General features: G+C 42.9%; 13 protein-coding genes and 1 other RNA gene. 10 read left to right on the top strand and 4 right to left on the bottom strand.

The genetic code is table 11. The features are described 5' to 3' along the window. Positions 1–17: 17 nt before the first annotated feature. The 5 genes from acnB to Xvie_RS06990 all read left to right on the top strand — a co-directional run bounded on the left by acnB (position 18) and on the right by Xvie_RS06990 (position 5,841). The gene (gene acnB / locus Xvie_RS06970; RefSeq protein WP_086108613.1) at positions 18–2,615 is read left to right on the top strand and encodes a bifunctional aconitate hydratase 2/2-methylisocitrate dehydratase; all 2,598 of its coding nucleotides are present in this window, start codon (positions 18–20) and stop codon (positions 2,613–2,615) included. 155 nt (positions 2,616–2,770) lie between these two features. Next, complete coding sequence (locus tag Xvie_RS06975; RefSeq protein WP_086108614.1) at positions 2,771–3,142, top strand: YacL family protein; 372 nt, start codon at positions 2,771–2,773, stop codon at positions 3,140–3,142. A gap of 191 nt (positions 3,143–3,333) precedes the next feature. Then, the gene (mscS, locus tag Xvie_RS06980; RefSeq protein ID WP_086108615.1) at positions 3,334–4,206 is read left to right on the top strand and encodes a small-conductance mechanosensitive channel MscS; all 873 of its coding nucleotides are present in this window, start codon (positions 3,334–3,336) and stop codon (positions 4,204–4,206) included. Between the two features lie 195 nt (positions 4,207–4,401). After that, the gene (argO, locus tag Xvie_RS06985) at positions 4,402–5,043 is read left to right on the top strand and encodes an arginine exporter ArgO (protein ID WP_086108616.1); all 642 of its coding nucleotides are present in this window, start codon (positions 4,402–4,404) and stop codon (positions 5,041–5,043) included. A 63-nt stretch (positions 5,044–5,106) separates the two neighbouring features. Then, entirely contained in the window at positions 5,107–5,841 is a 735-nt protein-coding gene (locus Xvie_RS06990) for an oxidative stress defense protein (RefSeq protein ID WP_086108617.1), read from the top strand. On the opposite strand, the gene Xvie_RS06995 is transcribed toward Xvie_RS06990, so the two are convergent. After that, the gene (locus tag Xvie_RS06995; RefSeq protein ID WP_086108618.1) at positions 5,838–6,743 is read right to left on the bottom strand and encodes a LysR family transcriptional regulator ArgP; all 906 of its coding nucleotides are present in this window, start codon (positions 6,741–6,743) and stop codon (positions 5,838–5,840) included. The two genes, Xvie_RS06990 and Xvie_RS06995, sit on opposite strands and share 4 nt — an antisense overlap. A gap of 248 nt (positions 6,744–6,991) precedes the next feature. Between Xvie_RS06995 and rpiA the strand changes: the two genes are divergently transcribed. Beyond that, on the top strand, positions 6,992–7,651 hold the full coding sequence (gene rpiA / locus Xvie_RS07000) for a ribose-5-phosphate isomerase RpiA (RefSeq protein ID WP_086108619.1): 660 nt from the start codon (positions 6,992–6,994) through the stop codon (positions 7,649–7,651). Positions 7,652–7,921: 270 nt separating this feature from the next. Beyond that, entirely contained in the window at positions 7,922–9,163 is a 1,242-nt protein-coding gene (serA, locus tag Xvie_RS07010) for a phosphoglycerate dehydrogenase (RefSeq protein ID WP_086108620.1), read from the top strand. 66 nt (positions 9,164–9,229) lie between these two features. Here the strand turns inward: serA and Xvie_RS07015 are convergent, their stop codons facing one another. From Xvie_RS07015 to zapA, 3 genes are all read right to left on the bottom strand, one after another. Beyond that, on the bottom strand, positions 9,230–9,859 hold the full coding sequence (locus Xvie_RS07015) for a 5-formyltetrahydrofolate cyclo-ligase (protein ID WP_086108621.1): 630 nt from the start codon (positions 9,857–9,859) through the stop codon (positions 9,230–9,232). 52 nt (positions 9,860–9,911) lie between these two features. Then, positions 9,912–10,096: non-coding RNA, 6S RNA (gene ssrS, locus Xvie_RS07020), on the bottom strand. A 146-nt stretch (positions 10,097–10,242) separates the two neighbouring features. Next, positions 10,243–10,548, bottom strand: coding sequence for a cell division protein ZapA (gene zapA / locus Xvie_RS07025; RefSeq protein ID WP_086108622.1), 306 nt, complete (start codon positions 10,546–10,548; stop codon positions 10,243–10,245). A 421-nt stretch (positions 10,549–10,969) separates the two neighbouring features. Between zapA and Xvie_RS07030 the strand changes: the two genes are divergently transcribed. The 3 genes from Xvie_RS07030 (at position 10,970) to ubiH (ending at position 14,233) form a co-directional block, all read left to right on the top strand. Next, positions 10,970–11,539: a YecA/YgfB family protein gene (locus Xvie_RS07030; RefSeq protein ID WP_086108623.1), complete on the top strand. Its 570-nt coding sequence runs from the start codon at positions 10,970–10,972 to the stop codon at positions 11,537–11,539. Between the two features lie 161 nt (positions 11,540–11,700). Then, complete coding sequence (gene pepP, locus Xvie_RS07035) at positions 11,701–13,017, top strand: Xaa-Pro aminopeptidase (RefSeq protein WP_086108624.1); 1,317 nt, start codon at positions 11,701–11,703, stop codon at positions 13,015–13,017. Positions 13,018–13,042: 25 nt separating this feature from the next. After that, positions 13,043–14,233 carry a 2-octaprenyl-6-methoxyphenyl hydroxylase gene (gene ubiH / locus Xvie_RS07040; RefSeq protein WP_086108625.1) on the top strand — a complete coding sequence of 397 codons (1,191 nt, stop codon included), beginning with the start codon at positions 13,043–13,045 and terminating at the stop codon, positions 14,231–14,233. The last annotated feature ends 17 nt before the right edge of the window (positions 14,234–14,250 follow it).

Below are 14,250 nucleotides of genomic sequence, written 5' to 3' on the forward strand. Positions count from 1 at the left end.
AGAGCGAGGAGAAAGTCGTGCTAGAAGAATACCGCAAGCACGTAGCCGAGCGTGCAGCTCAAGGCATCGTCCCTAAACCGTTAGATGCAGCTCAAGTAGCAGCACTGGTCGAATTACTGAAGAACCCACCTAAGGGTGAAGAAGATTTCCTGGTAGATCTACTGACTAATCGTGTTCCTCCTGGAGTAGATGAAGCCGCTTATGTTAAAGCAGGTTTCCTTGCTGCCGTTGCTAAGGGAGAAACGGCCTCTCCTTTGGTTACACAGGAAAAAGCCATTGAATTATTGGGGACGATGCAGGGTGGATATAATATCCACGCTTTAATTGATGCCCTTGATGATGAAAAACTAGCCCCGATTGCGGCGAAAGCACTTTCTCATACCTTGCTGATGTTCGACAGTTTCTATGATGTGGAAGAAAAAGCAAAAGTGGGTAATGCCCATGCCAAACAGATCATTCAATCATGGGCTAATGCAGAATGGTTCCTTGAACGCCCTGAATTGGCAGAAAAAATCACAGTTACAGTCTTTAAGGTCACAGGTGAAACAAACACCGATGATCTTTCTCCTGCTCCTGATGCGTGGTCACGCCCTGATATTCCTCTACATGCCTTGGCAATGCTCAAGAATGCCCGAGAAGGTATTGAGCCTGATCAAGCCGGAACTGTAGGGCCAATTCAACAAATTGAAGCACTGAATAAAAAAGGCTATCCATTAGCCTACGTTGGTGATGTTGTTGGTACGGGATCTTCCCGTAAATCGGCAACTAACTCCGTATTGTGGTTCATGGGAGAAGACATTCCGTTTGTGCCTAATAAACGTGGGGCAGGCGTGGTATTGGGTGGAAAAATTGCCCCCATTTTCTTTAACACTATGGAAGATGCAGGGGCATTACCAATCGAGGTAGATGTTTCTAAACTTAATATGGGTGATGTGGTTGATATCTACCCACATAAAGGTGAAATCCGAAATCACGAAACAAATGAGTTGCTATCTACTTTTGAACTAAAAACTGATGTCCTGATTGATGAAGTTCGTGCCGGTGGCCGTATTCCATTGATTATCGGTCGTGGTTTGACTGGCAAAGCCCGTGAATCACTGGATTTGCCACACAGTGATGTATTCCGTCAGGCAAAAGCAGTTGCGAAAAGCGATCGTGGCTTCTCATTGGCACAGAAAATGGTTGGCCGTGCTTGCGGTACAGCAGGTATCCGTCCGGGGGAATATTGTGAACCTAAGATGACCTCTGTTGGCTCTCAGGATACCACTGGGCCAATGACACGGGATGAATTGAAAGATCTGGCGTGTCTGGGCTTTTCTGCGGATCTGGTTATGCAGTCATTCTGCCATACAGCCGCTTATCCAAAACCCGTGGATGTGACTACACATCATACTCTACCTGATTTCATTATGAACCGTGGTGGGGTATCTCTACGTCCGGGTGATGGTATTATCCATTCATGGTTGAACCGCATGTTGCTGCCAGATACTGTGGGCACAGGCGGAGATTCCCATACTCGTTTCCCAATTGGCATTTCTTTCCCAGCGGGTTCAGGGCTGGTGGCATTTGCTGCCGCAACGGGTGTAATGCCGTTGGATATGCCAGAATCCGTACTGGTTCGCTTTAAAGGAAAAATGCAGCCAGGAATCACTTTGCGTGATCTGGTTCATGCCATTCCTTACTATGCGATTCAGCAAGGTCTGTTGACTGTTGAGAAAAAAGGCAAGAAAAACATTTTCTCTGGCCGTATTCTTGAGATTGAAGGTTTGCCAGAACTCAAAGTCGAGCAGGCATTTGAGCTGGCTGATGCATCAGCGGAACGTTCTGCGGCAGGATGTACCATTAAACTGGATAAAGAACCAATAATTGAATACTTACAATCGAACATCGTATTGCTGAAATGGATGATTGCGGAAGGTTATGGTGATCGCCGGACATTGGAACGCCGCATTATAGGCATGGAAAACTGGCTGAAAGATCCTCAATTGTTGGAAGCGGATGCAGATGCTGAATACGCTACTGTTATTGAAATCGATCTGGCGGAAATTAAAGAACCCATTTTGTGTGCACCTAACGATCCCGATGATGCGCGTTTGTTATCTGAAGTTGCTAACAGCAAAATTGACGAAGTTTTCATTGGCTCTTGCATGACTAATATTGGTCATTTCCGTGCAGCAGGTAAATTACTGGATCAGCACAAAGGCCAGCTACCGACTCGCTTGTGGGTTGCTCCTCCGACTAAGATGGATGCAGCACAATTAACAGAAGAAGGCTATTACAGCGTCTTTGGCAAAAGTGGGGCACGTATTGAAATCCCGGGTTGTTCATTATGTATGGGAAATCAGGCGCGTGTGGCTGATGGTGTAACCGTAGTATCCACTTCTACCCGTAACTTCCCTAACCGCCTTGGCACAGGTGCAAATGTTTATCTTGCGTCTGCGGAATTGGCTGCGGTGGCTTCACTGTTGGGGCGCTTGCCAACGCCAGAAGAGTATTTGCAGTTTATGGATAAGGTCGATGAAACCGCAGCAGATACTTATCGCTACCTCAATTTTGATCAATTGAGCCAATACACTGAAAAAGCGGATGATGTGATCTTCCAAACCGCAGTATAAAAAAGTATATTGCAACGAATGGGGAGGCAAATGCCTCCCTTTTTTGTATCTATCATTTTTTGTATCAGTTTGTGGACTGCCTCAGAGGTAGAAGTAGCAGAAATGTTTAAAATCCAAATGGGTTATTTGGAATCTGTAAAAATGGGAGGTGTGTGATGGAATATGAATTTATGCAGGATATTACCGGTCAGGTAACAGCATCCTTTTCAATGGATCATGAAGCTATCGGTCATTGGTTGAATGAGGAAGTGAAAGATGATTTGAGTGTATTGGATAAAATCACTGCGGCTTTGCAAGATATTAAAGGTAGTGAACGTCAGTGGCAGTTGTCTGGTCACGAATATACGCTATTGATGAGCGAGGATGAGATCATGGTCAGGGCTAATCAACTCCAATTTGATACAGAGGTTATAGAAGAAGGAATGAGTTACTACGATAACGAGAGTCTGGCTTTTTGTGGAACAGACGATTTTATCGATATGTTGGCTGATTACAGAGAATTTGTTTTGCAAAAAAATAAAAAATAAGTATTAGTGTTCAATAAATTAGGTCTTTCTGCCATAATCTATATTCCATCACATTTTTGTATTATGACAGTGGCGTTCTATTTTTTGAACAGAAACTTATTTTTGAACAGGAACCTATGCCTGTTGATGGTGTTGGTCGTTAATTACGGCATTGAATGGAAATAGGTTCCAACAATAACGGTGGGCTTTGTATGGAAGAAAGCAATCTGTCAAATGAGATTAATAAAGCGGCAAGCTGGTTTGCCAGTAATCAGGATCTACTGATTCAGTATGCGGTAAACATTGTATCTGCCATTTTGATTCTTATCGTTGGCTTATTTGTAGCTAAGTTGGTTAGTAAAGCAGTTAAGCGTGTTATGTCATTGCGTGGTATTGATACCACTATTTCTGATTTTCTATCTGCGATTATCCGTTATGCAGTTATAGCGTTTACGATTATCGCCGTTCTTGGGAAATTGGGTATTCAGACTACGTCTGTAATTGCAGTAATCGGTGCGGCAGGTTTGGCGGTTGGCCTGGCATTACAAGGCTCACTATCTAATTTTGCAGCCGGTGTTTTATTGGTGATTTTTCGTCCGCTTCGTACTGGCGAATATGTCATTATTGGGGCGGTGGAAGGAACTGTCGTGCAAGTACAGATTTTCTCAACAACATTACGCACGGCAGATGACCGCATCATCGTGATCCCCAACGGTAAGATTATTGCGGACAACATTATCAATACCAGCCGTGAACCTAACCGACGTACCCAAATTATGGTAGGGGTTGCGTATAACGCGGATATTGATGAAGTGAAAAAAGTGTTGGGTGATGTGATTAAAGAAGATAAACGCATTCAACACGAAAAAGGTGTCACTATTCGTCTGCATGAAATGGCTCCTTCATCATTGAACTTTGTGGTTCGTGTATGGACAACCAATGGTGATGCCTGGAGCGTATATTGGGATTTGATGGAGAACTTTAAGCGTGCTTTGGATAAGCACAATATCAGTATTCCATTTCCACAAATGGATGTTTATCTGCATCAGCAAAATACTGCCTTACAGAAGAAGACTGACGAATAATTAAAATATTGTGGTGTGAGAATGTCTTTTTCTCACACCAAATTGGATTTCTCTGATTTTTTGATTTCAAGTTTAAATAGAACCGCCATCACTCTACCTAATGATGTATTAGAATCATTCATTTCTACTAATATCTAATCTTTCCTAATATGCATTGATATCGTAACTAATTGAATAATTATCAGGGATTTTTGCATGTTTTCGACATTTATTCAGGGCTTTTTTCTCAGTGCAGCGATGATTCTTCCACTTGGGCCACAAAATGTATTTGTAATGCAGCAAGGGAGCAGGAAACAGTTCCATTTAATGAGTGCAGTGTTATGCTCCGCCAGTGATGCTCTTCTCATCGCTGCGGGGATATTTGGTGGAAGTGCTTTGCTGGGACAATCGATACTTTTATTGCAGGCTGTGACATGGGGAGGCGCTGCATTTTTACTGTGGTATGGATGGGGGGCTTTTCGAACAGCACTATCAGAGGAAGTCGAACTTTCCCGTACTGAAAAAATTGTCCAAAGCCGTTGGCGAGTGATAGTAACGCTATTCGCAGTAACATGGCTGAACCCCCACGTTTATTTGGATACCTTTGTTGTATTGGGAAGCATAGGAGGGCAATTGTCAGCCGAACTCAGGCCGTGGTTTACCACTGGAGCGGTAATAGCATCGATCAGCTGGTTTTTTGCATTGTCATACTTGTCCGCGTGGTTTTCACCGGTTATCAATCAGCCTCGGGCACAACGAATCATCAATATTTTTGTTAGCTGTGTGATGTGGTATATCGCTTGGGGATTAATTAAGCAGGGATACAGATTTTTTATTGGTGACCATACTTCTCTATAGATAGTGTGCTAATGTTTCTGAAGCACATTACTAATGTAACTTTGCTGTATTTAAGGAGGTTTTGTGAAACGTAAATCACTGGTATTGGCCGCGATGATGACTTTGGGAAGCCTATCTTGCATGACTGCTTCAGCTGCTGATTCGCTATCTATTCCACATATTTCCACTTCTGGCAACGCGATAGTTAAAGCGGTACCAGATATGGCTACGTTAATGATTCATGTAAGTGAAACTCAAAAGAGTGCGGCAGATGCAAAGAAAAAAGTAGATGCACGCGTCGCGAAATATTTTGATTTTCTGAAAAATAGTGGCATAGAAAAGAAAGATATTGATGCTGCCAATTTACGTACTCAGCCAGAATATCGATATGAACAAAAGACGGGAAAATCAAGTCTTATGGGTTATCGAGCGTCACGTTCAGTTGAAGTAAAAGTTCACAAGCTGGATCAGTTGAATGTTTTATTGGATGGGGCCTTAAAAGCAGGATTGAATGAAATCAACTCTGTTCAGTTTAGTGTAGATAATCCGCAACGTTATCGTGATGAGGCCAGGCACAAAGCTATTGAGAATGCTGTTAAACAGGCAACAATGTTGGCAAAAGGATTCAACAGTAAGTTAGGCCCCGTATATAGTATCAATTACCGTGCCCCTGAAGCTATGCCTGTAACAATGAGCCGTCTAAAATATCAGACAGCTCTGATGGCAGCTCCAGCTTCTGACTCGGCCAGTGAAACTTATGAACCACAGAGCATTGAGTTTTCTGATCACGTTGATGCCGTTTTTGAGTTACAGCGTTAATTAGTATTATCTTCCTGACGTAACATCTGGCGTCCTAGTTTTAGCAGGGCGTCAGTAACTTTTCTCATCGCTCCGCTTTCGGGGGCAAAACGATGCCAATAAAGCATACGACGTTGGCACAGACCTGGTGTTAGATCAACTAATTCACCAGCTTTCAGCTCTCTGCCAATTTGCAAATGCGGGATCATACAACAAGTTGAGCTTTGCTTTGCCAGTTGAACAAATGCTTCGGAAGAGTTAACGATATGGCAAGGCACACTTCCCGGTGATAAATCAAAATTCTGCTGTAAAAATGCTTGGTGCATATCATCTAAATGATCAAATGCAACAGCTGGTGCTTTCAGTAGAGCTGAACGCGTGACCCCATTAGGGAAAAAACGATTTGCAAATTCAGGGGAAGCAACAAACAAATAATCCAGCGCACCTAATTTATCAACCAAACAGCTTGGCAGAGGTTGAGACTGAATACTAACCGCCCCAACGACTTCACCACGACGTAAACGTTCTTGAGTTCGGGTTTCATCTTCCACTTGAATATTTAGACGAATAGGCAAATCGGATAAAACAGGATGGAGGGCCGGTAAAAGCCACGTTGCCAAGCTATCCGCATTCACAGCAAGAGAGAGCAATAACGGGATCTCATTACTATTTTCATCGCCAAGCCATTGTGCTTCCAGAAGTTCTACCTGATGTAATAGTGCAAGCAACTTTTGCCCTTGCTCTGTGGGATGGGGAGGTACAGTGCGCACCAATAGCGGTTGACCAAACATATTTTCTAATTGCTTGATTCTTTGGGATACCGCTGATTGGGTAATGCAAAGCTTTTGCGCTGCCCGCTCGAAACCACGTTCTCTAATCACTGCATCTAGTGCTTGCAATGATCGATAATCAGGACGTTTCATTGAAAATAAGATTCTCCGTGTTTGCTTTTTTGTGTGATATAGCTCAATAAATTGAAGCTAAGCGGTTTTGTATGGATTAAAGGGTCTTATGTGATTCAGGACCATTATTTGATTTAAAAGTGTTATGTGATTTAAAACCATTATGTGGACTAAATAGCACTATGCCATATTTTTTCATGAGATGAGCCAATATTGTTTATACTAGCCGTCAGATTTTTTCTTGTAACTGATTATAGGCTGTGATCGATATGACTCAGGATGAACTGAAAAAAGCAGTAGGTTGGTCGGCATTGGAATATGTTAAACCAGGCACAATTGTTGGTGTTGGTACAGGTTCTACGGCCGCGCATTTTATTGATGCGTTAGGAACTATCAAAGATAAAATTGAAGGTGCGGTATCTAGCTCTGAAGCATCGACTGAGAAGTTAAAAAGTCTTGGCATTCCTGTGTTTGGCTGCAATGAAGTGGATACTTTGGATGTTTATGTTGATGGCGCTGATGAAATTAATGGTCAAATGCAGATGATCAAAGGTGGCGGCGCCGCGTTAACCCGAGAAAAAATTATTGCAGCGGTTGCGAAGAAATTTATCTGTATTATTGATTCGTCTAAGCAAGTCGATGTGTTAGGCAAATTCCCCCTGCCAGTTGAAGTCATCCCAATGGCACGAGTTTATGTAGCCCGTGAGTTAGTGAAATTGGGTGGGACTCCGGTTTATCGTGAAAATGTAGTGACAGACAATGGCAATGATATTCTGGATGTTCACGACCTCTCTATTGTTAACCCTGTAGAGTTAGAAAATAAAATCAATGGCATCGCTGGCGTGGTAACGGTAGGCCTTTTTGCTAATCGAGGAGCTAACGTGGTACTGGTAGGTACTGCGGATGGTGTTAAAACGCTCATTGAATAATCGTTTATTGAGGGCAGAATATCCTGCCCTCAAAATATTTTTATATTTATTCAAAAAAATAAATTTAGCGATATATATCACTTTGCTGTCTAAATAAAACTCTAAATTCTGCCTTTTTTCTGTAACGAATTATTTTACTTTGCATAACAACTTATTTACTGTTGCTTATTCTGTAGCGTAAGCAATCGTTTGTATTGCCGTTGCTGTTTTTTTTGTTATTTTGGTGGAATCGATATGCACTATAAAAGTTAGTACAACTAGGGCGGGCAAATGGTTAAAGTATCTTTAGAAAAGGATAAAATTAAATTTCTGCTACTGGAAGGCGTTCATCAAAGCGCAGTAGATAGCTTAAAAGCAGCAGGGTACAGCAATATTGAGTATCACAAAGGGGCATTGGAGCCTGAAGAGTTGAAAGAAGCAATTCGTGATGCCCGATTTGTGGGGATTCGTTCTCGTACCCAGTTGACTGAAGAAATTTTTGCCGCAGCGGAAAAGTTGGTTGCAGTTGGGTGTTTTTGTATTGGAACTAACCAAGTGGATCTTAAAGCCGCAGCGAAACGTGGTATTCCTGTATTTAATGCGCCTTTCTCCAATACTCGTTCGGTAGCTGAAATGGTGTTGGGTGAGCTGCTGCTGCTATTGCGCCGTATTCCTGAAGCGAATGCAAAAGCGCACAATGGGGTGTGGGATAAGCAAGCAAAAGGCTGTTATGAAGCGCGTGGAAAAAAATTAGGTATTATCGGTTACGGGCATATTGGCACACAGCTTGGCATTTTAGCTGAAAACATTGGCTTGAATGTTTATTTCTATGATATTGAAAACAAATTGCCACTGGGTAATGCACAGCAAGTCCATCATTTATCTGAATTATTGAATATGAGTGATGTTGTGAGTTTGCACGTTCCTGAAACGGTTTCAACTAAAAATATGATTGGTGCGGCAGAATTAGAATTAATGAAGCCGGGTGCAATTTTGATCAACGCTTCACGTGGTACTGTAGTCGATATTCCTGCACTCAGTGAAGCATTGGCAACAGAACATCTCTCTGGCGCAGCGATAGATGTCTTTCCTCAGGAACCAGCAACAAACAGCGATCCTTTCGTCTCCCCATTAAGTAAGTTTGATAACGTATTGTTGACGCCACATATTGGGGGATCAACACAAGAAGCCCAGCAAAATATCGGTTATGAAGTCTCAGGTAAGCTGGTCAAATACTCTGATAATGGTTCTACATTGTCAGCGGTCAATTTCCCTGAAGTATCGCTTCCTGTTCATGCTAAGGATACTCACCGATTACTGCATATCCATGAAAACCGTCCTGGTATCTTAACCAGTATTAACCAAGCGTTCACTGAGCAAGAAATCAATATTGATGCTCAATATTTACGGACTGACAGCGATATTGGTTATGTGGTAATTGATATCACGACACAAAATTCAGCCCAAGCTGAATTAGTTTTGCAGAAACTAAAAGCCTTGTCGGGTACTATCCGTTCGCGCTTGCTTTACTGAAAAAATATAGTTGGCTGCACTCACCCCGGTCACATAGTTATCTATGTGACCGGGGGATTCACTCCCTTACTGCCGCGACACATCTTGAAATTCATTGGGTATAATCCATCGCCATACTTTTTCTGGTGTAATGATTTCTGGCAAAGGAATATCCCAACTCGCACTGGGTAATTGTTCAACTAACTGGAAATCGTGCGCCAGTCCAATAGGATAAAAATTCTGTTGTTGCCATCTGGCGAGAGTTCTATCGTAGAAACCACCCCCCATGCCCAAACGTTGCCCTGTACAATCGAAAGCGACCAGTGGAATAAACATAATATCCAGTTCATAAATGGGTAAAACCTGTCGGACATCCAATCTAGGCTCTTCTATGTTAAAGCGATTCCGAATAAGGGAAGTGTCGGCGCAATAACGAAGAAACAGAAGATGATTCCGGCTGAAGGGATGTAGGATTGGTAAATAGACCTGTTTATTTTGTTGCCAAAGTTGTTGAATCAGCGGCCGTGTATCTAATTCCCCATCAAAGGAGAGATAGAGGGCGATTTTATCAGCTTGCTGGATCTTAGGGTGAGCCATGACCTGCTTAACGGCTTGTTGGGCAAACTGTGATTGTTGTTCAGGAGATAGGTTTTGACGTAGTTGTCGAATTTTTTTTCTAATGGATTTGCGAAGAGAAAAGAAAGAATCTGATTGCATGATACCTGCCTATTAATTAATGCAGAAAAGGATACAAAACAGATAAAAACGGAGGTTCTCCAAGATGCCGTTACAGGTGGTAACCCTTGAACCCTTGGTTCAAGGTGAACGCAGCGTCGTTTCTATTAGGCTTCTTGGTCTAGGCCAAGCATGCTCACAAGAAACAGAGCACCACATTCTATGGAAATGAAATATCGGCTCAGGGGACTTACCTGTTCACGAACATCTCAGAGAAATTTTTCGCTGCTTAACTACCTAAATAGGCCCTAAGCAATGCTATGAAGCCTATTGTATGGAACTAAATGAAGAAAGCAACTGCTTATATTAATCTATAGTGACTACTGCCTGATTTATCAACAATATTTAGCTGATGGGTCGAAATATCAGGTAATTTTGCCTTGTTCTAACAGTGCTTTTTCAATGGACTGCTGAAGCATTTTTATTTTTTGCTCCATATTGTAGGCATAATCACGGGTTTTCATCTTTTCCTGTGCCAACTCGTGACAAACATTCAGTGCCACAATAAAAACCAGTTGCTCAGTGTTAGTTACTCTGGTGCGTTCTTTGAGGTTATGCAAACGCTGATCAAGTTCCTCCGCAGCAGCTTGCAATGCTTCAATCTGCTCTGGTGGACAATTGACACGTAATGACCGCCCAAAAATCTGAATATCTACTGGTTGTGCAGACATGACACCTTCCTGATTTATTACTGTGCCGACACCTTGATTTTGACATATACCCCTTATCTTTCAAATTGTGGCTTTTAATTGGCATAGCTGCAATTTGAAATCTATTGGGCGTAAAATACATTTTGGTATAAAAACAAGGCCGACACCAATCATTACCGTACAATACCAAAAGCCCCTTTTTTCCCCTTCATCTTTCAAGTTGCTTCTTTTGGACAATGTTCACTCATCCCAGCCAATTAGTTATAGACACAAAGTAGTTGGAAGATACTAAAGTAATCTATGTCTCTGGGGATGGATGTCCTTATCATCACGTTGCAACTCGAAATCTATTGGGGATATATCGGTGTGTGCTGTCTGGTATAGCGACTCCCCTTGATGGTAGCATAGCATGAACTTATATCGCCAACGATGATCAATATACATGTCTATACAAAACTCATTACCTAATTATCAGTCATTTGATGAAATTTTGCATCAACAGTCCGTTGCACTGACAGCCGCAGAAATACATGGCTTAATCAGTGGATTACTATGTGGTGGAAATCATAATAGTAGTTGGCAGGCGTTGGTACATGATTTCGCTAATGATGGTCTAGCATTTTCTCAGGTTTTGGCTCAGCCACTTAGGGAATTGTACGAAACGACTTTTGAATCGCTGGATGACAGTAATTTCTCGTTTCATTTGTTACTTCCTGATGAACAGGCCGGAATTTTTGAATGTGCAGATGCGTTGGCGGGTTGGGTGAACCACTTTCTGCTGGGGTTGGGAGTAACGAATCCCAAGCTGACAGAAAAACCGGAAATTAAGGAAATTGTCACTGACTTACGTAATATCGGTATGTTGGGCTATGACGAAAGTGAAGATCAGGAAGAATTATCCCAAGCTTTTGAAGAAATACTGGAATATGTTCGTGTTGCAGTTCAACTTTGCTATATCGCGTTAGCGATACCTAAAACAGCAGGCAAAAATGAAAAGCCAACGTTGCACTGATTGGCGATATTCATCAATAGATTTCAAGTTGCAGCGGATGGCTGAAAGGAACTCTCAGGAGCACAGCTGATTATGTGTCTCGGAGGGTGAATACGATTAACCAAGACGCGACTTGAAAGATAAAGGGCATAATAACTAATAACGGAATTGCAGGAGAGGGTATGACTAAACAAGAATATTTATCCCGTCGTCAGGCATTATTGTCAAAAATGGCACCGGCAAGTGCTGCCATTATTTTTTCAGCCTCGCCTGCGACACGTAATTCAGATAGTGAATATCCCTACCGTCAGCACAGTGATTTTCTGTATCTGACAGGGTTCAATGAACCGGAAGCAGTCCTGATACTGATCAAAAGCAATGAAGCCCACAACCATAGTGTGTTGTTTAATCGAGTTCGCGACTTAACTGCGGAAATTTGGTCTGGCCGTCGTCTTGGCCAAGAAGCGGCACCGGAAAAATTGGGGGTGGATCGTGCCCTGCCATTCGATGATATCAATGAACAACTTTATTTGTTACTGAATGGGTTGGAAGTGATTTATCACGCTCAAGGAGAATTTGAGTATGCTGATAACATCGTATTTGGTGCCTTGGATAAATTGCGCAAGAACAACCGCCGTAACTTCAGTGTTCCAGCGGTCATGGCTGATTTACGTCCGTGGCTGCATGAAATGCGTCTGTTTAAATCAAAAACTGAACTAGAAATCATGCGCAAGGCCGGGGAAATCAGTGCTCAGGCGCATACCAGAGCAATGCGGATTTGCCATCCTGACATGTTTGAATATCAGCTTGAAGCCGAAATTCACCACGAATTTATCTGTCAGGGTGCCCGTTATCCTGCTTATAACACTATCGTTGGAGCGGGGGAAAACGCTTGTATCCTGCATTACACTGAAAATGATTGTCGCATGAAAGACGGAGATTTAGTGCTGATCGATGCGGGATGTGAATATGAGGGATATGCTGGCGATATTACGCGGACATTCCCCGTAAATGGTAAGTTTACGCGCCCTCAACGTGAAATCTATGACATTGTGCTGGAAGCCATCAATCTTTCCCTTGAACTGTACAGACCGGGTACCAGCATCAGTAAAGTCACAGAGCAAGTTGTACGCGTCATGGTGAAAGGGTTAGTAAAATTGGGAATTATGCATGGTGAAGTTGAACAATTGATCGAAACCAATGCTTATCGCCAATTTTTCATGCATGGTTTGAGTCATTGGCTGGGGCTGGATGTGCATGATGTAGGTCATTACGGTGTTGAACGTGATCGCATTCTGGAACCCGGCATGGTGCTGACTGTAGAGCCAGGGCTGTACATTGCATCAGATGCGGACGTACCGCTGGAATACCGTGGTATCGGTATCCGTATTGAAGATGACATTGTGATAACAGAAACAGGAAATGAAAACCTGACTGAATTTGTCGTGAAAGATCCGGATGAGATAGAAGCTCTGATGGCACAATCAAAGCACGGTTAAGGTTAAAGTAATCAGGAAGCTATAAATGAATGTGATTATTGTGGGCGGAGGAATGACGGGAGCTACATTGGCTCTGGCTATTGCTTCGCTGAGCTGTGGGCGATTGCAAGTCTCCTTGATTGAAGCAGCAGAATCCACTCAGGAACATCCCGGTTTTGATGCAAGGGCTATTGCTTTGGCTTATGGGACATGTCAGCGCTTGAATCAGATTGGCATCTGGCCTACGCTGCAACATTGTGTTACTCCAATAACTCACGTTCATGTCAGCGACCGTGGTAATAGCGGTTTCGTCAATATCCGCGCCGATGATTATGATATACCGGCATTAGGTAATGTGATTGAATTGCATGATGCCGGAACCCATCTTTTTGATTTATTAAAACAGTCTCCAAATATTAAGCTTTACTGCCCGGCAAGAGTGAGTTCTGTTGACCGTTTGGAAAGTTCTGTTGTGGTTACGCTGGATGATGGCGAAAAATTGACAGGAGAACTGCTGGTGGCTGCGGATGGTAGTCACTCTGCGATAGCTCAAGCATGTAATATACCATTCCAACGGCAATCTTATGATCAGGTAGCAATTATTGCCAATGTACTGACTTCTGAACACCCTCAAGGAAAAGCATTCGAGCGTTTTACCAAACACGGCCCACTGGCATTGTTACCCATGTCGGAGGGGCGCAGTTCGCTGGTATGGTGTCACCCATTGGAAAAACAGTCAGTAATCAATAACTGGAACCAAAACGAATTCCTCCAACATCTGCAAAAAGCATTTGGCTGGCGTTTGGGAAAAATGCTGGAAACTGGCCAACGACACAGCTACCCGTTGGCTTTATTGACAGCCAGTAGGCAGGTTAGTCATCGTCTGGCTCTGGTGGGCAATGCTTCCCAAACCTTGCACCCAATCGCTGGGCAGGGTTTTAACTTAGGAATGCGTGATGTTATGGCTTTGGCGCAAATCATTTCAGCAGCGGCTGTTTCAGGGCAAGACATTGGTTCTTATAAGGTACTGGCTCAATATCAGCAACAGCGTCAGGCAGATCGTGAAACAACCATTGGAATCACAGATGGATTGGTCAGGTTATTTGCCAATAACTATTTACCGTTAAAAATGGGGCGTAATTTGGGCTTGATGACAATGGAAATATTACCACCACTGCGGGATCTGTTTGCTCGTCAGACACTGGGTTGGGTTGCACAGTCACCATTGGCTGATTAATACCATTGGCAGATTAA

Origin of the sequence: Xenorhabdus vietnamensis (genome assembly GCF_002127535.1) — a bacterium.
Lineage (GTDB): Bacteria > Pseudomonadota > Gammaproteobacteria > Enterobacterales > Enterobacteriaceae > Xenorhabdus > Xenorhabdus vietnamensis.

Coding starts and splice junctions, on each gene's coding strand:
- Xvie_RS06975 (WP_086108614.1), top strand. CDS start 2,771: ATGGAATATGAATTTATGCAGGATATTACCGGTCAGGTAACAGCATCC.
- mscS (WP_086108615.1), top strand. CDS start 3,334: ATGGAAGAAAGCAATCTGTCAAATGAGATTAATAAAGCGGCAAGCTGG.
- argO (WP_086108616.1), top strand. CDS start 4,402: ATGTTTTCGACATTTATTCAGGGCTTTTTTCTCAGTGCAGCGATGATT.
- Xvie_RS06995 (WP_086108618.1), bottom strand. CDS start 6,743: ATGAAACGTCCTGATTATCGATCATTGCAAGCACTAGATGCAGTGATT.
- rpiA (WP_086108619.1), top strand. CDS start 6,992: ATGACTCAGGATGAACTGAAAAAAGCAGTAGGTTGGTCGGCATTGGAA.
- serA (WP_086108620.1), top strand. CDS start 7,922: ATGGTTAAAGTATCTTTAGAAAAGGATAAAATTAAATTTCTGCTACTG.
- Xvie_RS07015 (WP_086108621.1), bottom strand. CDS start 9,859: ATGCAATCAGATTCTTTCTTTTCTCTTCGCAAATCCATTAGAAAAAAA.
- zapA (WP_086108622.1), bottom strand. CDS start 10,548: ATGTCTGCACAACCAGTAGATATTCAGATTTTTGGGCGGTCATTACGT.
- Xvie_RS07030 (WP_086108623.1), top strand. CDS start 10,970: ATGTCTATACAAAACTCATTACCTAATTATCAGTCATTTGATGAAATT.
- pepP (WP_086108624.1), top strand. CDS start 11,701: ATGACTAAACAAGAATATTTATCCCGTCGTCAGGCATTATTGTCAAAA.
- ubiH (WP_086108625.1), top strand. CDS start 13,043: ATGAATGTGATTATTGTGGGCGGAGGAATGACGGGAGCTACATTGGCT.